The 16,027-nt window shown below is 64.0% G+C and carries 20 protein-coding genes and 3 pseudogenes; 11 read left to right on the top strand and 12 right to left on the bottom strand.

What is annotated here, in order from left to right:
• Positions 1-6: 6 nt before the first annotated feature.
• Positions 7-214 (bottom strand): annotated as a pseudogene (locus K2O50_RS26660) (site-specific integrase); the annotation flags it as partial.
• A gap of 155 nt (positions 215-369) precedes the next feature.
• Here K2O50_RS26660 and K2O50_RS14045 point away from each other — a divergent pair.
• Complete coding sequence (locus K2O50_RS14045) at positions 370-558, top strand: YceK/YidQ family lipoprotein (protein ID WP_050705398.1); 189 nt, start codon at positions 370-372, stop codon at positions 556-558.
• Positions 559-742: 184 nt separating this feature from the next.
• Positions 743-1,099: a VOC family protein gene (locus tag K2O50_RS14040; RefSeq protein WP_050705399.1), complete on the top strand. Its 357-nt coding sequence runs from the start codon at positions 743-745 to the stop codon at positions 1,097-1,099.
• A 44-nt stretch (positions 1,100-1,143) separates the two neighbouring features.
• Here K2O50_RS14040 and K2O50_RS14035 read toward each other — a convergent pair whose 3' ends face one another.
• From K2O50_RS14035 to K2O50_RS14025, 3 genes and pseudogenes are all read right to left on the bottom strand, one after another.
• Positions 1,144-1,809, bottom strand: coding sequence for an SOS response-associated peptidase (locus K2O50_RS14035; protein WP_050705400.1), 666 nt, complete (start codon positions 1,807-1,809; stop codon positions 1,144-1,146).
• A gap of 141 nt (positions 1,810-1,950) precedes the next feature.
• Positions 1,951-2,163 (bottom strand): annotated as a pseudogene (locus K2O50_RS14030) (GNAT family N-acetyltransferase); the annotation flags it as partial.
• Between the two features lie 115 nt (positions 2,164-2,278).
• Complete coding sequence (locus K2O50_RS14025) at positions 2,279-2,461, bottom strand: hypothetical protein (protein WP_050705402.1); 183 nt, start codon at positions 2,459-2,461, stop codon at positions 2,279-2,281.
• A gap of 453 nt (positions 2,462-2,914) precedes the next feature.
• Between K2O50_RS14025 and K2O50_RS14020 the strand changes: the two genes are divergently transcribed.
• The 4 genes and pseudogenes from K2O50_RS14020 to K2O50_RS26655 form a co-directional block, all read left to right on the top strand.
• The gene (locus K2O50_RS14020; RefSeq protein WP_050705403.1) at positions 2,915-3,295 is read left to right on the top strand and encodes a hypothetical protein; all 381 of its coding nucleotides are present in this window, start codon (positions 2,915-2,917) and stop codon (positions 3,293-3,295) included.
• Between the two features lie 165 nt (positions 3,296-3,460).
• Positions 3,461-4,000 (top strand): GNAT family N-acetyltransferase, encoded by a 540-nt coding sequence (locus K2O50_RS14015; RefSeq protein WP_050705404.1) that lies wholly within the window; start codon positions 3,461-3,463, stop codon positions 3,998-4,000.
• 137 nt (positions 4,001-4,137) lie between these two features.
• Positions 4,138-4,485: a hypothetical protein gene (locus K2O50_RS14010; RefSeq protein WP_371263140.1), complete on the top strand. Its 348-nt coding sequence runs from the start codon at positions 4,138-4,140 to the stop codon at positions 4,483-4,485.
• 6 nt (positions 4,486-4,491) lie between these two features.
• A pseudogene (locus tag K2O50_RS26655) lies at positions 4,492-4,656 on the top strand (hypothetical protein); the annotation flags it as partial.
• Here the strand turns inward: K2O50_RS26655 and K2O50_RS14005 are convergent.
• Entirely contained in the window at positions 4,647-5,156 is a 510-nt protein-coding gene (locus K2O50_RS14005; protein ID WP_050705405.1) for a GNAT family N-acetyltransferase, read from the bottom strand. The pseudogene K2O50_RS26655 and the gene K2O50_RS14005 sit on opposite strands and share 10 nt — an antisense overlap.
• Before the next feature lie 150 nt (positions 5,157-5,306).
• Between K2O50_RS14005 and K2O50_RS14000 the strand changes: the two genes are divergently transcribed.
• The gene (locus tag K2O50_RS14000; RefSeq protein ID WP_050705406.1) at positions 5,307-5,807 is read left to right on the top strand and encodes a methylated-DNA--[protein]-cysteine S-methyltransferase; all 501 of its coding nucleotides are present in this window, start codon (positions 5,307-5,309) and stop codon (positions 5,805-5,807) included.
• 110 nt (positions 5,808-5,917) lie between these two features.
• Positions 5,918-6,784, top strand: a complete 867-nt coding sequence (locus tag K2O50_RS13995) for a lipopolysaccharide biosynthesis protein (RefSeq protein ID WP_052896472.1) — start codon at positions 5,918-5,920, stop codon at positions 6,782-6,784.
• Here K2O50_RS13995 and K2O50_RS13990 read toward each other — a convergent pair.
• Positions 6,718-6,960, bottom strand: a complete 243-nt coding sequence (locus tag K2O50_RS13990) for a hypothetical protein (RefSeq protein WP_082337720.1) — start codon at positions 6,958-6,960, stop codon at positions 6,718-6,720. The genes K2O50_RS13995 and K2O50_RS13990 overlap by 67 nt on opposite strands.
• A gap of 82 nt (positions 6,961-7,042) precedes the next feature.
• On the opposite strand from K2O50_RS13990, the gene K2O50_RS13985 reads away from it, so the two are divergent.
• Positions 7,043-7,564, top strand: a complete 522-nt coding sequence (locus tag K2O50_RS13985) for a DUF2867 domain-containing protein (protein WP_052896473.1) — start codon at positions 7,043-7,045, stop codon at positions 7,562-7,564.
• A gap of 3 nt (positions 7,565-7,567) precedes the next feature.
• Here K2O50_RS13985 and K2O50_RS13980 read toward each other — a convergent pair whose 3' ends face one another.
• Positions 7,568-8,074 (bottom strand): DUF3016 domain-containing protein, encoded by a 507-nt coding sequence (locus K2O50_RS13980; RefSeq protein ID WP_050705408.1) that lies wholly within the window; start codon positions 8,072-8,074, stop codon positions 7,568-7,570.
• Positions 8,075-8,148: 74 nt separating this feature from the next.
• Between K2O50_RS13980 and K2O50_RS13975 the strand changes: the two genes are divergently transcribed.
• Positions 8,149-8,844 carry a metallophosphoesterase gene (locus K2O50_RS13975; RefSeq protein WP_050705409.1) on the top strand — a complete coding sequence of 232 codons (696 nt, stop codon included), beginning with the start codon at positions 8,149-8,151 and terminating at the stop codon, positions 8,842-8,844.
• Here the strand turns inward: K2O50_RS13975 and K2O50_RS13970 are convergent.
• From K2O50_RS13970 to K2O50_RS13955, 4 genes are all read right to left on the bottom strand, one after another.
• Entirely contained in the window at positions 8,822-9,442 is a 621-nt protein-coding gene (locus K2O50_RS13970) for a LysE family translocator (RefSeq protein ID WP_050705410.1), read from the bottom strand. The two genes, K2O50_RS13975 and K2O50_RS13970, sit on opposite strands and share 23 nt — an antisense overlap.
• A 127-nt stretch (positions 9,443-9,569) precedes the next feature.
• Positions 9,570-10,817, bottom strand: coding sequence for a carbohydrate porin (locus tag K2O50_RS13965; protein WP_050705411.1), 1,248 nt, complete (start codon positions 10,815-10,817; stop codon positions 9,570-9,572).
• Positions 10,818-10,942: 125 nt separating this feature from the next.
• Complete coding sequence (locus K2O50_RS13960) at positions 10,943-13,348, bottom strand: glucose/quinate/shikimate family membrane-bound PQQ-dependent dehydrogenase (protein WP_050705412.1); 2,406 nt, start codon at positions 13,346-13,348, stop codon at positions 10,943-10,945.
• 238 nt (positions 13,349-13,586) lie between these two features.
• Positions 13,587-14,180, bottom strand: coding sequence for a TetR/AcrR family transcriptional regulator (locus K2O50_RS13955; RefSeq protein WP_050705413.1), 594 nt, complete (start codon positions 14,178-14,180; stop codon positions 13,587-13,589).
• Positions 14,181-14,284: 104 nt separating this feature from the next.
• Here K2O50_RS13955 and K2O50_RS13950 point away from each other — a divergent pair, with 104 nt between their 5' ends.
• The gene (locus tag K2O50_RS13950; protein ID WP_220689814.1) at positions 14,285-15,652 is read left to right on the top strand and encodes an MATE family efflux transporter; all 1,368 of its coding nucleotides are present in this window, start codon (positions 14,285-14,287) and stop codon (positions 15,650-15,652) included.
• On the opposite strand, the gene K2O50_RS13945 is transcribed toward K2O50_RS13950, so the two are convergent.
• Positions 15,643-15,972: a cupin domain-containing protein gene (locus K2O50_RS13945; protein ID WP_050705417.1), complete on the bottom strand. Its 330-nt coding sequence runs from the start codon at positions 15,970-15,972 to the stop codon at positions 15,643-15,645. The two genes, K2O50_RS13950 and K2O50_RS13945, sit on opposite strands and share 10 nt — an antisense overlap.
• Positions 15,973-16,027 lie beyond the last annotated feature (55 nt).

Genomic DNA, 16,027 nt, shown 5'->3' with positions numbered 1-16,027 from the left:
AGTAGCTTACGTGGCTGGATTTTCAGCTGATACCGATCTGATACCAATCCTGAGCGTGTCCAGCTCGCTCCAGTCGGAGCTTGAGTTGAGCCAACGCGCATGCGTCGACAGCAGCATGCGCACGCTGTGACCCAGCTGTTGGGTGATAAATGCGGGAGTTGAGGCCAGACATTGCGGCTATTGTCGCATAGGTGTGACGACAGTTGTATGGGGGCTCTCCTGATCCCCAGTTCACTCAGCCTCTTGACCATCGGCGCCAGTGGGTGACCCACGCCACGCAACGGCGTCTATAGGGGGCTGTGCAAGGAAGCAAAAAGGAGTTTACGTGATTTGCATGGCGATTTTACTGGTGCCAGCTTGAACGGATGCATGGCCACCGCCATGCGCATGGATTATGACAAGCACCGTTGTCCTTACATCGGCCTCAGGTTCGATTGGTGGCTGGTAGGCACATCCAAAGGAAAGCTGATCCCTTTTCTACTGCTAGACGCGCCGTTTTCTCTGGTGGTCGACACCGTCTTCTTTCCCTTCGAGTATCAATACACCTGCAATCTTTAACGTAGCGGACTCGTCCAAATCGAGGTGTGATCCAGCCTGGCTTTTTCATCCGCCCAGCGCCAGCATGACTGGCAAAAGTTGTAGCAGGTCTTGCCCAGGCGATTCTGTATCTGGTTCTACGCGGGCATTGAAGGCGGCTGTAGCCGGGCTATGGTAGATTCCTGCCTCCAACAGGGAGGTGCCAATGAGCAATCGAGGGAAGGATAGTCAGATCGACAACATCGAGTTCAACGTCAGCGACATCAAGCGCAGCAAGGATTTTTACGGCGCGGTGTTCGGTTGGACCTTCATGGACTACGGTCCGACATACACCGAGTTCAGTGACGGTCGGCTTACCGGTGGCTTCACCACGGGCGAGCCGGTCAGGCCAGGAGGGCCTTTGGTCATCCTGTACGCAGGCGATCTTGCCAAGGCCGAGAACAGTGTCGTGGCGGCGGGCGGCAAGATCAGCCGGGAAGTGTTTTCGTTCCCAGGTGGAAAACGGTTCCACTTCATCGACCCAGATGGCTATGAGCTGGCTGTCTGGACAGCTGCTGATTGAAGTGGACGGAGCTAACCTGAAGCCCCTTGCCAGTCGCTAGTCCTTCACTGAACTGGTTCGATCAGATCCTGTCCTTGATTGCGTACGTTACCCACTGCAGCGCCCACCCGGTACCACTCAAAAGTCTCCGACGGCTCGCCCAGGTTGAGCAGCAACTGCTCGGCGTGTTCACTGGGCATAGGGGCCGACATCCATTCTTTAGCCAGGCCAGATGGCAGCACAACCGGTCGCCGGTCGTGCACGTCGACCAGGCCGCCCTGGGCATCGGCGGTGATGATCACGAACCCGTCATGATCGTTGCCGGCGAACTGGCCGATGGCGGCGCACAGGGCAGGGCGACCGTCGCGTCGGCGGATGTAGTAGGGCTGCTTCTTCGGCCCGCCTTCATCCACCCATTCATACCAGCCGTCCACCGGGGTGATGGCACGGTATGGCCATATCGCCCGAAAGAAGGCACCGTGCGCCACCTTTTCGACGCGGGCATTGATCGGCGCAGCACGGTCGGTCGCCCAGTGCGGGCGCCATCCCCACCTGACCATGTCTGCACGCGGGCCTGTGCCATCTACTCGAAGCACTGCAACCTGCGTGCTCGGTGCAACGTTGTAATGACCGAGCGGCTGCTCACCGACATTGTTCCGCCAGGCCCGCGGCATGCTCAGGGTTTCAACGAAGTCATGGAGCCCGCGGTACTGGCTCAGCCGTCCGCACATTTCCCATCCCTCCTGCTTGAACTTGAAGGATAGGTCGTCGAGCGGTGTCCGCGATCCTCAGTTGTTGAATGACTGCGCCAGGAACCCGCTGATCAGCGAGGCGATCTGCTGTTGGATCAATGCCCGTGGCCGAGCATTGTCCAGATGCCCGTCAATCTCTGCGAGCGTGATGAAGGTATCTGGTCTGGCAATCACCTTCGACAGGTTGTCTGGCGAGAAGGCGTCCAGGGCTTCCTGGGCGATCGCGTCGCGTATGCCTTCGGTGGCATAGGTGTCGAGAAATACCTGGATACCCAGTGCGGCAAGGCACAGGGCATCCTGAGGCAGCGCTTTGCGCAAAGTGATCGGCTGCATTGATTGCCTCCTGGCATCGCCTGTCTGGGCCGGGCAGGAGTCTATCGCCAACCTGGTAAACAGGCCTCATTGGATCTGGCTCCTGGCTCACTCTAACAGCTTGGGCAGGGCCTGTTCAGTCAGTGGTCGATCCCTCAAGCGCGGCTCTTCTCATTCCTACCTGGCGAACCTCTAGCGGCGGCAGCGGTTTCGCCGTGCCGGCCCCATCGCCACACTGCATTCCCTTCAATTCGCTGGGCGGAATGTGGACATGCAGCTGCCGACGACGCTGCTGGATGATCTTCTGGATGCGTCTCATGGGGGCACACCTTGATGGGCATCCTTGCGAGAGCCGGAGGGCATGACCATCAGTAAACGCCTGTTTGCCTGAAACACCCGTCTCGCCTGACCAATGGACGTTGTCCTGGCGCTGGCGGGCTGGAATGGGAGTTGCTTGAACCCAGGAAACCGATCATGCGGGAGAGCAGACATGTTCCAGGATGACTTCTATTTCATGAGCTTCGTCGTGGCTGCCGTGCTGGCTGTGGATGTGGTGGCGATCTTCGTGTTTCTGCAGGCCAGTGCCTGATCCCCATTCCTGGGGATCAGGCCCCTGAACCGGGGCTTGTACCTGAAATTCTTTTTGAGTGGCTATTGATTCGAATTGATATTCAGATGAGTGTTCCGCTTGTCTGCTGGACAAACCGACCCACGGGACGCTAGTACACTCACCCGTGCGGTAAGCAAGTCCCACTCATAAGGAGCATGAGTCATGGCACAGCAACAAAAGGCTTTTGATGAAGAACTGGCCGCCGATGTTCAGGTGCCTCCAGGGTATACCTACCTGAGCAGCGGTCGTTGCGATGTGAAGGGCAAGGAGGGAGAGCGGGCCGGCGCGAACTTCGTCGAAGCGCAGATCCAGCAGTACAAATCCTTCATCCTCAGGACCACCGCCGGTGCGGGCACGTTCATGGTGCGCCTGGACTACTCTGGCGGCAGCGACAAGAACCTGCAGTACGTCAGTATCGATGCGAACTACTCCGCCCAGGAGACCTTCAATATTCGCAGCGTTTCGATGAGCAACCTGCGTGGCTTGTTCGCCGCCGGCAAGAGTTCGGCCAACCTGAGTTTCTACGTGTTCGGAAAACCTTGATCGGGTTCGCTTGACCTGCATGGACTCCGGTTGTTCGATGACCGGAGTCTTGCGTCTGCAATCCTGTGACTGTGCTAGATTCCTTCGCCTTGCAGGCATCGAACGGGTGGTTTTTGCCCGGGGCGATGCGAGGAGTGCCTGGTAGAAGGGAGTTGCAGTTTACCCATGTTCATCGAAACACCACGTCTTGCCCTGCGTCCCTGGGCCGAGCGGGACATCGAAACCTTTGCCCTGATCAATGCCGACCCCGAAGTCAGGCGCTACTACTACCCATCGATACTGTCGCCCGATGAAACCAGGTCGATGCTCGCGGATTGCGATCAACATCTGCAGGTCCATGGGTTCGGTTTCGTCGCTGTCGAACGCAAGGTCGATGGCGTATTGGTCGGCGGGCTTGGACTGTCCTTGACCGGGGATGAGATACCGGGCGGCCCGCACGTCGAAATCGGCTGGATCTTCGGACGCCACCACTGGCGACAGGGGTATGCATTCGAGGCGGCCAGCGCATGCCTGGAGCACGCCTGGTCGACGCTTGGGCTAAGGCAGGTCATCGGTTACACCTCCAGTATCAACACCCCGTCGCGGGCTTTGATGGAGCGGTTGGGTATGCGCTCGGATCCGGCGGAGGACTTCCCCGACCCGACGGTGCCTGAAGGCAATGCATTGCGGCCGCATGTGCTCTACCGAATCGACAGGCCGGCCTGAAAGCCAGGCGATATAGCGAACCGGCCTACCGCCCTCGTCACCTGGGGCTAGTCTTGTAGATCGTAAGCAGACTATTAAAAAGGGTGGTGGGTGTCTGACCCTGTCCAGGGCTTGCTGCTGGGGTGGTTGGAGTCTGTATGAGCCGTTTGATGATGGCAGTGGCCACCAGCCTGTTGCTGGTGGGCTGCGCACACGATCCCGATATCCGTGCGGGCCGCGACAACACCTTCGGCATGACTGCGAAAAGCCCGCCGGAGTACCTGAATTGCGTCAAGGCCGAGCTTCCCGATACGGCCAAGACCTATGTCGTGCAGAACCAGGGCGCCCTGGAGCTGTTTGTCGCCAGCACCGATCCGAACAAGGCCGAGGGCCTGGTCAAGGTTCAAGGCTCCGCCGGGCGGCAGCAGTTCTCGGCGTACCAGCGGGATGCCTGGTATGACAAGGGGCGCCTGCTCGATGCGGCGCTGATGTGTTCGCGGGTATGATAGCAGCGTGAGCATGCCGTACGGCTGTGGAAACAGGACAGCAGCGAGGGCGACTCGCTGTACTTTCTCGACCCGGACGGCCACCAGCTCGAAGCCCATGTCGGCGATCTGCAGTCGCGGCTGGCGGCCTGTCGGGTCAAACCCTACGCGGGCATGGCGTTCTACGACTGACGCATCCGCGCCATGCACAGCGCATCGACGTACACCCCGTCGCGCACGCCATAATCGCGCAGCCGGCCTTCGGTTTCGAAGCCGAACTTGCGATACAGCGCCAGCGCCGGCTCATTGTCGGCGTAGACGGTGAGCTGGACCCGCCGCAGGTTCATCCAGTTGTCGGCGATGTCGAGGATGGCCGTCATCAGCCGCGAGCCGACGCCCTTGCCTTGCCAGGCCTGGGCAACGCCCATGAGCAGTTCGCCCAGGTGCGCCTGGCGGATGCGTGTGCTCTGGTCGAGGCCGATATTGCCGATCACCTGGCCTTGGTGCACCGCCACCAGGCGGACCTGGCGTTCGTGATAGGCGGCCAGGCGTTCACGCCAGACCTCGACGGACTGATAGGGCATCTGCAGCACCTGGCGGCACACGGCTGGTTCGTTGTAGAGCGCGGCGATGCCCTGCAAGTGCTGCTCGGCAAAACGTTCGATGACGATGTCGGGCGATGCGTCGTTCACTGTGTTTCCATCCTTTGAAAAACGAGTGGCGCCCCAGTGTACGGGGCGCAGGCCCGGGCTGGCCAGGGGCGATGCCCTGGCAAGAAAGCGGATGCGCCGGCACGCCGCGATGGGTACAGTGCAGTGATCGTCGTCCTGCCGGAGCCTGCCATGTCCTGTGCCTTCACCCTCATGCAATCGCCCGTCGGCACCCTGACCCTGGTGGCGCGAGGCGAGCGGCTGGGCGCCGTGCTGTGGGAGCACGAGCGGGAAAACCGGGTGCGCCTGGGCGAACTGCACCGTGATGACCAGCACGGCGTGCTGCGCGAGACCGCCCGCCAGCTGGGCGAGTACTTTGCAGGACAACGCCAGCGCTTCGAGCTGGAACTGGACTTCGTCGGCACCGAGTTCCAGCGTGAGGTCTGGGCGGCACTGTTGACCATTCCCTTTGGCCAGACCCGCAGCTACGGCGAGATCGCCCGGCAGATCGGCAAGCCCGACGCGGTCCGCGCGGTGGGCGCGGCCAACGGACGCAATCCGATCTCGATCATCGCGCCATGCCACCGGGTGATCGGGGCCTCGGGTAGCCTGACCGGTTTCGCTGGTGGATTGCCGGCCAAGCAGTTCCTGCTGGCGCTGGAGGGGCGGCAGAGCCTGGCGCTGGCGTTCTAGGCTGCGAGGCTTGAGGTGTCTCGGTTCTGTAAGATTTTTGTAAAATTGTTCATTTGAATTGTGAAGAACTGTAAGGTAGCTGTGTGTATCTTCAAGGACTTCACTCGCCAATGTCTTCTTCTCCCTCGCAGCCGTATGCTGCTTGTGGGGCGCTCTCCAGCTTCGAGGCGTGTCGCAATACCCAGCGGGGGCCAGTCGTGATTCTAGGATCCGGCGTATCGGCCAAGGATTTTCCCATTGCTGAATTTTCCAGCGTGCCCGTGATCGCCATGAACGGTTCCATCGCCATGCTCGACGCCGCCGGCCTGGGGCCCTTCTTCTACTTGTGCACTGACCGGGACTTTCCTCGCCAGCAACCCGAGTTGTTTGCCACGGCCGTGCGCACCAGTGCGCACCTGGCCTTGTGGCCGGAGCAACTGGAGTCGCTCGAGGTGCCGCCGGGCACCGTCTGCTACCCGCTGAGCAAGGCGAAGGATCCTGGCCTTGCAGACTGGCTGGGCGCGCGTGATGGGGTCTATGTGCGCAACCGCGCGTTGTGGAGCAAGCGCTCCCGCTCGATCGGCTTCAGCAAGGACCTCTCCCACGGCTTCTTCGATGCGCGCACGGTGGCTTATGTGGCGTTGCAGCTGGCCTATCACCTGGGCTTCGATGACGTGCTGCTGGTGGGGCTGGACATGAACCAGTCCACCGGGCGGTTCTACGAGCGTGAGGGGCAGGCGCGCTCGCCTTGTGGGCTTGACCAGCATTGGGAACGCCGCATCCTGCCGTCGCTGTCGCTGATGGCGGACCAGGTGCTAAACCGCGATTTCCGCGCCTACAACCTGTCGGCCTCGTCACGCATTCCGGACACTGTCATACCCAAGATCAGTTTGTCCGAAGCACGCCGGCTGGCTTGCCTGAACCCAGCATTTCAAGCGAGCCAGATACAGGCCAGCAATGACAACAATGCCAGAACGGTTCCGACGACCAGGCTGTAATGCCGGTGGGCGCGTCGTGCGTGGGATTCGACTTCACGCAAGTAAAGGCCTGGTGATGGTGCATCGGGGCGATGACGCAAGCCTTCGGCGAGGTCGGCCAGGCGACCACGGATCAACAGCCCCACCAGGTAATAGCTGCCGGCGTAGCTGCCCAGTGTCAACAACAGGTATTTCATCTGGCCTGATCCCTGGCATGAGTGCGAACGCCGAGGATACTATCGGGCATGCAGCCTCCACCAGTCGTGAGGCAGCACTTTCATGGATGAGGATTCGATGAGCCGCGCCGCCATACCTGTTGATTCATTGATTATCCCGCATGCAGAAGTTGCGGGCTTCCGCCATTGCCGGGCCATCGACCTGGCGGACGACGAGCAACCGGCCATGGCGTATTTCCTGCGCCTGATGACGAGCATGCCCGGCTGGATCGACGAAATGATGGTGTTGCGCAACCGCGTGGTCGGGCTGTTCGGGTTGAAGAACCTGGGCCGGCTGACCGCCATCGATCAGACCCGCGCACCGGGCAGTTACCGGCCTGGAGAGCGGGTGGGCATCTTTACTTTGGTCAGCAACAGCGAGCATGAGGTGCTGCTGGCCGATTGCGATCACCACCTGGACGTGCACATTGCCCTGATGCGTCGCCCGACGGCCCCCGGGCGGTGCGAGGTGCTGGTCAGCACCGTGGTGCGCACGCACAACTGGCTGGGCCGCCTGTACATGTTGCCGGTGGCGCCATTCCATCGGCTGATCGCGCCCATCGCCCTGCGCCGGCTGGCGCGGTGACGATCAGGACGGCGGTGCGAAGCGTTGACGGAACCAATCGCCAAGCATGGCCTTTTCCGCATACAGCCGGTCGTTGCTGCCAAGGCGGCCGGGGCGGCTGAGGTACATCTTGTCGCTCAGGTGTTCCTGGGCCTTGAGCGCGGGTTGCCCGGGCTGCTGGAGGGTGTAGTAGAGGTCGATGCTGGGCCAGGTGACCTCGCGCATGAAACGCACATCGTAGGCCTGGCTGTGCCAGGGCTCGAAACGTCCGGCCAGGTCGATGTCGCGGATGTCGATGACCAGTTGCTGGCCGGGTCGCAGGTAGCGCTGGCCGAGCTTCTGCAGGTGTTGGGTGAGGGCTTTCATCACCTGCGGGTCGGCGCCTTGGGGGTAGCCGCGGTTGTCGAGGCTGGCATCGCGGAATTTTTCCGGGTGGTCGAAACGCACCTCGACCTGCGCGGTCGGAACGCCCTGTGCCATGCTGTCGAATGCCAGCACCAGCAACAGGGCGCTGGCCAGGGTGGTACGCATGATGCACCTCCGGATTTGGGCGGCTTGCCTGCCTATTTTACGCCGGTGCGGGGCATAAGCAGAGGACTGATGCAATGAGCGCTTTTCGGCGGATGACCGCCAATACCCGCGGGCGTGACCTGGCCGTGGGCGATATTCATGGGCACTTCGAGCGCCTTCAGGAATGCCTCGAGGCCGTCGAGTTCGATCCGTTGGTCGACCGCCTGTTCAGCGTCGGCGACCTGGTCGACCGTGGGCCGGCCAGCCCGCAGGCGCTGGAATGGCTGGCCAAGCCCTGGTTTCACGCGGTGCAGGGCAACCACGAGTCGCTGGCGGTCAATCATCTGCGCGGCGGGCGGGTCGACCTGGACATGTACCGGGCGGCCGGCGGCGGCTGGTTCCTCGACCTGCCGAAAACACAGCAGGCGCGTTTCGTCGAGGTGTTCGAGCGGTTGCCGATCGCGCTGCAGGTCGACACACCCGACGGGCCGGTCGGGCTGCTGCACGCCGACAGCCCGTTCGACGACTGGGAGCGTTTGTGCGAGAACCTGCAGGCCGGAGGTGACCCGCAGGTGCGCGAGGTGTGCCAGTGGTCGCGACGGCGCCTGAAGGAGGGCGACAGTCGACCGGTGAAGGGCTTGCGGGCCTTGCTGGTCGGGCACACACCTGTGCTGGAGATGAAGGTGCTGGGCAATGTCTGGCATCTGGACACCGGCGGCTGGAGCCGTGGCTACTTCAGCCTGCTCGAGCTGCGGCGGCTGACGCTGCTCAGTCCAAGGCCAGGTGCATGAGCACGCCACTGGCGAGCAGGATCAGCATCACCCCCGAGGCCCGCTCCAGCCAGGGCAGGGCATGGGCGAAGCGGCGCAGCACCTGCTGGTTACCGATGGCCACCGCCACCAGCAGGTCCCAGGCCAGGACGATGCCGCACATCCAGGTGCCATAGGCCAGCTTGGCCAGGGCGCCGCTGCTGGCGATCATGCTCGCCAGGCTGGCGTAGAACAAGGCGTTCTTCGGATTGAGGATGCCCGAGGCGAAGCCCATGCCCAGGCGGTTCAGCCAACCACCGATGTGCAATGCCGTGCGGGGCTCGGCACCGATTACGCTGCTCTGCCCGGCATGGCGCAGGAACAGCTGCCCGAGGTAAAGCAGGTAGCCACAGCCGGCCAGTTGCAGGGCGACGAACAAAAGGCTGTCGGCTTGCAGAAACGATACCCCGGCGAAGGCCGCGCCGATGAACACGCCATTGGCCAGGGCGATCCCCACACAGGCGCCGCTGGCCACCCGCCAGCCGGCGCTGGCCGAAGTGCGGGCGACCAGGAAAAAGTCCGGGCCGGGGGAGAGCAGGGCGAGAAAGTGAGCGCTGGCGATAAGCAGGAACAGTTGCATGGTGCAGGCTTCCAGGGAGAGGAAGCTGCACTCTAGGGCCACTGCTTGAGCCGGTATTGAAGAATATTGCAGGGGTGTGGCTGCGGATTTACCGTGACCAAGCGCCGTGACGAAAGGGCTGCATGGCTCAGAAAGTCGCCTTGACCTGCAACCCGAACACCAGCGCGTCCTTGATGTCGTTGCCGGAAAACGCCCCCGGCTCGACGATGTACTGCACATCAGGCCGCAGGTTCAACCACGCGGTGGCCTGGTAGCCATAGCTCAGCTCGACCAGTTGCTCGGCGCTGTCGAGGTTCGGGAAGGGCTGCCCGGCGTCCAGGGCGGCGTCTTCCAGCACCTCGCGGCTACGTGGGTTCGCTACCGCGCGGCCATATCCCAATGCGACGGTATCCCGTGGCCGGTTTGTGAACGGCTTGTAGAGCACCAGCCCCGCACCATACCACTTGGTAAACGGCGAGGCGGCCTTGCTCGACGCCGAGTACTGGCCGAAGGCATGCAGGCTGCGCCCGGGCGATGCCGGGTCGTTCCACATGGCCTGGTCGACCAGCAGGTAATGGCCGCCACGGCCGGCGACTTCCGCGCTGCTGCCGATGCGCTTGGCGTTCGAGCTGTCGTAGTAGTAACCGAGCTTGTACTCGCCTGGCAGTTCGCCGCGCAGCTTGTACACCAGCTCCACCGGGACCACGGTGCCGGTGGTGTGCTTGGGCCCCAGGTGCCAGGCACGGCTGGAATTGCCGTTGCTCTCGGGGTCGACGTTGAATGCCGCCAGCCGCAGTTGCCAGTCAGGCGTCAGGTCGTACTTCACCCGTACGCCTAGGTGGGCGTTGGGATAGTTGGTCCAGCCGCTGCCGCCGGACATGTTCAGCGGGTGACCGCAGAAGCCGGCGTTCATGAAGTTGCACAAAATGCCGCTGTCCAGCCCGCCGAGATCATTGCCCATGGCCATGTAGCCGAGCTTGAGGTTCAGCGCCGGCGACAGGTTGCGCTCGTAGCTGAGCTCGGTCAGGCGGGTGTAGAGGCCGCCGTAGTTTTCCTGGATCGGCAGGCGGTTGCCCACCAGGTCCTCCGAGGCGCTGTTGCCGCGGCGGTCGTTGACGGCCAGCTGGACCTTGCCGCCGTTGTCCAGGCCGTACAGCTTCGACAGGTCGAACTGCACGCCGAGCTTGAGGTTCTGCGAGTAGCGGGCCGAGCGGTGCAGGCCGCCATGGGCGTTGTAGGCGGTCTCGCCGCTGTAGTCGCCGGTGAAGGTGATGCCGTCTGCCGCGAGCTGGTGGCGCAGGCCGCCCCAGTCGCCGGTCAGGGTGTTGTCGTCGGCGAGAGACGCGGTGCTGGTCAGCACAAGAAAGAAGGGAGTGAAACGAAGAACACCGGGCATTGCGTAATCTCGGGTTGTGTGTAGGGCCCCTTCGCGGGTAAACCCGCTCCCACAGGGACCGCACAAGTTGCAGTCCAGTGAAAGTCCTGTAGGAGCGGGTTTACCCGCGAAGGGAGCGACGCGGATCAGGGCAGGGCGTACGCCATCACGTAGTCGCCACGATCAGTCGACTGGCGTGCGCCACCGGCGGTGACCACTACGTACTGCTTGCCGGTTTTCGGCGACACATAGGTCATCGGGCCGCCCTGGCTGCCGACCGGCAGGCGGGCCTTCCAGATTTCGTTGCCGTTGCCGCTGTCGTAGGCGCGCAGGTAGAAGTCCTGGGTGCCGGCGATGAACACCAGGCCGCCTTGGGTGGACAGGGTGCCGCCCAGGGTCGGCAGGCCAATCTTGATCGGCAGGTGCATGCGGATGCCCAGGGGGCCTGTGTCCTCGACGGTGCCGACCGGCACTTGCCAGGCGACCTGTCGGGTCTTCATGTCGATGGCGGTGAGGGTGCCGAACGGCGGCGCCTGGCACGGAATACCGGCCACCGACAGGAAGCGGTTCTTGTTCACCGCGTACGGTGTGCCCTTGAGCGGCACCGCGCCCATGCCAGTGTTCAGTGCTTCGCCACCGCCTGCGGCGGCACCTTTGTTCTGCGACGGGATCATCTGGATCCACAGGCCCAGGCGCATGTCGTTGACGAAGATGAAACCATGCACCGGATCGGTGGAGAGGCTGCCCCAGTTCATGCCGCCCAGCGAGCCCGGAAAACTCAGCGACAAGTCGGTGCCGGGCGCGGTGTACAGGCCGTCGTAGCGCATCTTCTTGAAGTCGATGCGGCACAGCAACTGGTCGTACGGAGTGGCGCCCCACATGTCCGACTCGGTCAGGGTCTGCGCGCCGATCTGCGGCATGCCCACCGACTTCGGCTGGGTCGGCGAGTACGGCTCGTTGGGGATGTTGCCCGGCTTGACCGGTACTTCGTCGACCTGGGTCAGCGGCTTGCCGGTGGCGCGGTCGAGCACGTAGATCTGCCCGGCCTTGGTGCCGATCACCAGTGCGGGCACGGTGTTGCCGTCATCCTTGGTGAAGTCGATCAGGCTTGGCTGCATCGGCAGGTCGAAGTCCCAGAGGTCGTTGTGCACGGTCTGGTACACCCACTTTTCGTTGCCGGTGGTTGCGTCCAGGGCAAGCACCGAGGCGCCGTAGGTGTGGTCAAGCTTGTTGCGTTCGACGCCGTAGATGTCGGTGGACGAGGAGCCCATCGGCAGGAACAGGGTGTTCATCGCCGGGTCGTACGACATCGGCGCCCAGCTGTTGGGGGTGCTGCGCACGTAGGTCTGGTCGCCTTGCGGGGCGTCGCGGTCCTGCGGGTTGCCCGGGTCGAAGGCCCAGCGCTGGGCACCGGTGATCACATCGAAGCCACGGATCACGCCGCCGGGCATGTCGGTCTGCACATTGTCGGCGACGCGGCCGCCGACCACCACGGTGGTGCCGGCCATCAGCGGCGCCGAGGACAGCTGGTAGTAAGAGTCCGGCACGTTACCCAGGCCAGCCTTGAGGTCGACCTGGCCGTTGTCGCCGAAGCCTTCGCAGAACGCGCCGGTGTCGGCATCGACCGCGATCAGGCGGGCATCGATGGTGTTGGTCAGCAGGCGGCGCTGGCAGTTGGCGCCGGCTGGCACGCTGGCCACGCTGACGGGTGTGCTGTCGGGTTGGGATGGCTGGGCGATCGGCGCGCTGGCGTCGAAATAGGCCATGCCACGGCAGCGCTGCCAGACCTTGGACTGGGCGTTGATAGCGTTCCTCCACAGTTCCTTGCCGGTGTCGGCGTCGAGGGCGATCAGGTTGTTGTGCGGGGTACAGATGAACACCTTGTCGCCTACTTGCAGCGGGGTGAGCTGGTCTTCGGCGCCGTTGCCGTCGCTGAGGGCGACGTCACCGGTGTGGTAGGTCCAGGCCACCTTGAGCTGGTCGACGTTGCCTCGGTTGATCTGGTCCAGCGCGGCGAAGCGGCTGCCGCCCTCGGTGTTGCCGTAGTGGGCCCAGTCTTTCTGTTGCTGGCCCGGCTCCACCGGGGTCAGGTCCGGGCCCTTGCCGGTGGGGGCGACGCTGGGATGGGCGACGAACATGTTGCCGGCGGCGATCACCAGCGCCACGCCCAGCAGGCCGGCGACGCCATAGGCGCCACGCGCAGGGCGTTGGACCAGTTGCGGATACACCAGCGCCACCGCGAAGCCGATGGCGGCGAACATGAACAACCGCGAGAACAGCGGCCAGAACACCAGCCCGGCGTCGGCCACGGCCCAGACGGCGGTGCCGGTGAGAAACACCGCGTACAGCCAGGCGCCGACCGGCTTGCGACGGGCGATGAGGATACCGGCAATGGCCATGGCCAGGCCGCCGACCAGGAAGTACCAGGAACCGCCCAGGCCGGCCAGCTTGACGCCGCCGGCAGCCAGGAGCAGGCCGAGCAGGGCGATGACGACGCCCAGTCCGACCAGGATGAAGGTTGAGGCGCCGCAGGCGCGGGGTGAGTCTTTCATGCCAGGGATCTCGCAGGTGGAATGCGGGAAGTTTAAGCCCTTAGCAAGCTAATTAACAAGTTAGTACATTTTGCGTCGAGCAAAAATCTGCAGATTACACGCCCCCCTGTAGGAGCGGCCTCGTGCCGCGAAAGGGCCGCAAAGCGGCCCCGGCGATCTTTGCTCAGTACTGAACTCTTGGGGCCGCTGCGCAGCCCTTTCGCGGCACGAGGCCGCTCCTACAGGGGGGCGTAGCCATTCAGGCCTGCAACCCCTCCATCAAACAGCGCAACGCCCCCTTCACCCGCTCCGCCGCCGCCTGCGGATCGTCCTGGGCAATCACCCACATGCCACTGTCGCCCATCGCGCCGTTGATCAGGTGCGCCATGGCCACGGCGTCGAAGGCGCGCAGCCTGCCGGCCTGCTGCAACTCCACCAGCCCCTGGACCATGGGCCCGATATAGCTGGCTTCCTCCAGCTCGCGCAGGCGCGGGCCGAGTACCCCGGGGGCGTCCTGCAGCAGGATGCGCCGCAGGGCCGGCTCGTGCAGCAGGTCGTAGTAGTACAGGCAGGTGTCGATATAGCCCTCCCACGGGTCGTCGTGGGTGGCGTAGCGGGCGTCGATCGCCTGGTTGATCTCCTCGAGCAGGTGCTCCACCACCGCGGTGAACAATCCGGCCTTGCCGCCGAAATGATGGTGCAGGGCCCCTCGGGTGAGGTCGGCTTCGGCACACAGTTCGTCCATCACCACGGCGGCAAAGCCCTTTTCGGCGAACTGACGGCGGGCGACGGCGATCAGCCGTTCGGTGGTGTCCGCGCTCATGGCGGCGCGGCTGCGGCGAGGGTTGGGCATGGGAGGCTCCGGGTAAAAAAGCAATGCCTGCAAATTAGCATACGTTGCGTATGTCAATAAATAGCATTAGCATACGCGGCGTATGTGAATTGGAGGTTACTACCGTGACTGCCCTCGTTTCATCCAAGAATGTTGCCTGGTTGGGCGAGCTGCCCGGCCTATTGCGCCTGTCGCTGCCGCTGGTGCTGGGCCTGTCGGCGGCCGAGCTGATCAGCCTGACCGATACCGTGCTGTTGGCCTCGCTGGGCACCGTGGTGCTGGCCTGTGTCGCGCTGACCAGCAGCGCCGGGCTGATCTTCCATGCCGGGCTGTACGGCATGCTCGCCACCCTCAGCGTGCGCGTCGGCCATGCCTATGGCGCCGACGACCCTGGCACCGTGGCGCGCACGCTACGCGCCGGACTGGGCTATGGCCTGCTGGTGGGCATCCTCGGCTGCCTGGCGATGCTGGCCTGCCTGCCCTTGGTGCAATGGCTGGGCGTGCCACTGCCCGACGTGGCGCTGCTGACGCCGTACTGGCAGGCGATGGCGGTGTTCCTGATCCCGTACTGCCTGGCGGTGGTGTTCAAGGACGTGCTGGAAGCCATCGGCCGGCCCTGGGTGGGCGTGCTGCTGGTGATGAGCGCGGTGCTGTTCAACATTCCGCTGAGCTACGGGCTGATCCACGGCCATTTCGGCCTGCCGGCGCTAGGCCTGCTGGGCGCCGGCGTCGCCGGGGTAATTGCCGAATCGCTGGCAGTGCTGCTGGCCCTGGCCTACTGGCGCCTGGCGCCTTCGCTGGCGCGTTACCGGCAGGCGCCACAGGGGCCGCGACTAAGCTGGCGCACGCTGCTGGGCGAGGGCTGGCCGCTGGGCCTGGGGTATCTCGCCGAGGCCGGCGCGGTGGTGATCGCCGCCTGGATGCTCGGCTGGCTGGGCAATGCGGCCCTGGCGGCCAACCAGGTGGTGCAGTCGATCGGCGCGCTGCTGTACATGCTGCCGCTGGGCATGGCCGCGGCGGTGAGCATCCGCATCAGCCAGGCCCAGGGCCGCGGCGAGAGGGCGCGCATCCGCGCCATCGGCAGCGCCACCTTTGCCAGCGTTACCGCCTGGATGCTGGTGGCCACCGTGCTGCTTGCGTTGTTCGGCCGTTCCATCGCCGAGGCCATGAGCGATGACCCGCAGGTGATCGCCATCGCCGTGCCGATGTTCGTGGTGGTCGCGGCCATGCAGGTGGCCGACGGTCTGCAGTCCACCGCGCTGGGTGCCTTGCGTGGCCTGCAGGACTACCGCTGGCCGGTGGGGGTGACCATGATCAGCTACTGGCTGCTGGCGCTTCCGCTGAGCTACTGGCTGGCCTTCCACTCCTCGCTGGGCGCGGTGGGTGTCTGGGTCGGCTTCGCCTGTGGCCTGGCCGTGGCGGCGGTGCTGCTGCCGTGGCGGTTCTATCGCCTGCAGGCAACGCCCGCCACGGCGGTACTGGCTCAGCCCTGATAGAACACCGCCAGCCATACCGTCGCCACGCCGGGCTCGGTCCATTCCACCCGGTGGCGGCAACCGGGCGGGATGTCCAGGTGGTCGCCGGGGCGCAGCACGCGGGTGTGCGGCTCGTGCTCCAGGCGCAGCCCGGCGCTGCCGCTGAGCACGACCACCCATTCGCCCTCGGCCTGGTCGTACCAGAACCCCGGCGGGCTGGCCTGGCCGCTGGAGACGATACGCTCGATGCGCAGGCCCGGGCGCCGGAGCAGGTCGGTGAACTGCTCCTCGGCGTCGGGCGCAAGCGCGGGCAGGGCGGTGAACAGGTTGTCGGGCATGGGCGTCTCGCGCGTGGTTGATTCCAGCCGGTGATTGTAGGAAGGTTTCGGCCTT

The organism is Pseudomonas sp. 2hn, from assembly GCF_019646095.1.
Taxonomy (GTDB): Bacteria; Pseudomonadota; Gammaproteobacteria; order Pseudomonadales; family Pseudomonadaceae; genus Aquipseudomonas; species Aquipseudomonas peradeniyensis.
The sequence above is the reverse complement of the archived record's forward strand: the minus strand, read 5'-3'. Positions and strand labels throughout refer to the sequence as shown.

Excerpts from the sequence above, each read along its gene's own strand:
- K2O50_RS14045 (WP_050705398.1), top strand. The coding sequence starts at position 370 with ATGGCCACCGCCATGCGCATGGATTATGACAAGCACCGTTGTCCTTAC.
- K2O50_RS14040 (WP_050705399.1), top strand. The coding sequence starts at position 743 with ATGAGCAATCGAGGGAAGGATAGTCAGATCGACAACATCGAGTTCAAC.
- K2O50_RS14035 (WP_050705400.1), bottom strand. The coding sequence starts at position 1,809 with ATGTGCGGACGGCTGAGCCAGTACCGCGGGCTCCATGACTTCGTTGAA.
- K2O50_RS14025 (WP_050705402.1), bottom strand. The coding sequence starts at position 2,461 with ATGAGACGCATCCAGAAGATCATCCAGCAGCGTCGTCGGCAGCTGCAT.
- K2O50_RS14020 (WP_050705403.1), top strand. The coding sequence starts at position 2,915 with ATGGCACAGCAACAAAAGGCTTTTGATGAAGAACTGGCCGCCGATGTT.
- K2O50_RS14015 (WP_050705404.1), top strand. The coding sequence starts at position 3,461 with ATGTTCATCGAAACACCACGTCTTGCCCTGCGTCCCTGGGCCGAGCGG.
- K2O50_RS14010 (WP_371263140.1), top strand. The coding sequence starts at position 4,138 with ATGAGCCGTTTGATGATGGCAGTGGCCACCAGCCTGTTGCTGGTGGGC.
- K2O50_RS14000 (WP_050705406.1), top strand. The coding sequence starts at position 5,307 with ATGTCCTGTGCCTTCACCCTCATGCAATCGCCCGTCGGCACCCTGACC.
- K2O50_RS13995 (WP_052896472.1), top strand. The coding sequence starts at position 5,918 with ATGTCTTCTTCTCCCTCGCAGCCGTATGCTGCTTGTGGGGCGCTCTCC.
- K2O50_RS13990 (WP_082337720.1), bottom strand. The coding sequence starts at position 6,960 with ATGAAATACCTGTTGTTGACACTGGGCAGCTACGCCGGCAGCTATTAC.
- K2O50_RS13985 (WP_052896473.1), top strand. The coding sequence starts at position 7,043 with ATGGATGAGGATTCGATGAGCCGCGCCGCCATACCTGTTGATTCATTG.
- K2O50_RS13980 (WP_050705408.1), bottom strand. The coding sequence starts at position 8,074 with ATGCGTACCACCCTGGCCAGCGCCCTGTTGCTGGTGCTGGCATTCGAC.
- K2O50_RS13975 (WP_050705409.1), top strand. The coding sequence starts at position 8,149 with ATGAGCGCTTTTCGGCGGATGACCGCCAATACCCGCGGGCGTGACCTG.
- K2O50_RS13970 (WP_050705410.1), bottom strand. The coding sequence starts at position 9,442 with ATGCAACTGTTCCTGCTTATCGCCAGCGCTCACTTTCTCGCCCTGCTC.
- K2O50_RS13965 (WP_050705411.1), bottom strand. The coding sequence starts at position 10,817 with ATGCCCGGTGTTCTTCGTTTCACTCCCTTCTTTCTTGTGCTGACCAGC.
- K2O50_RS13960 (WP_050705412.1), bottom strand. The coding sequence starts at position 13,348 with ATGAAAGACTCACCCCGCGCCTGCGGCGCCTCAACCTTCATCCTGGTC.
- K2O50_RS13955 (WP_050705413.1), bottom strand. The coding sequence starts at position 14,180 with ATGCCCAACCCTCGCCGCAGCCGCGCCGCCATGAGCGCGGACACCACC.
- K2O50_RS13945 (WP_050705417.1), bottom strand. The coding sequence starts at position 15,972 with ATGCCCGACAACCTGTTCACCGCCCTGCCCGCGCTTGCGCCCGACGCC.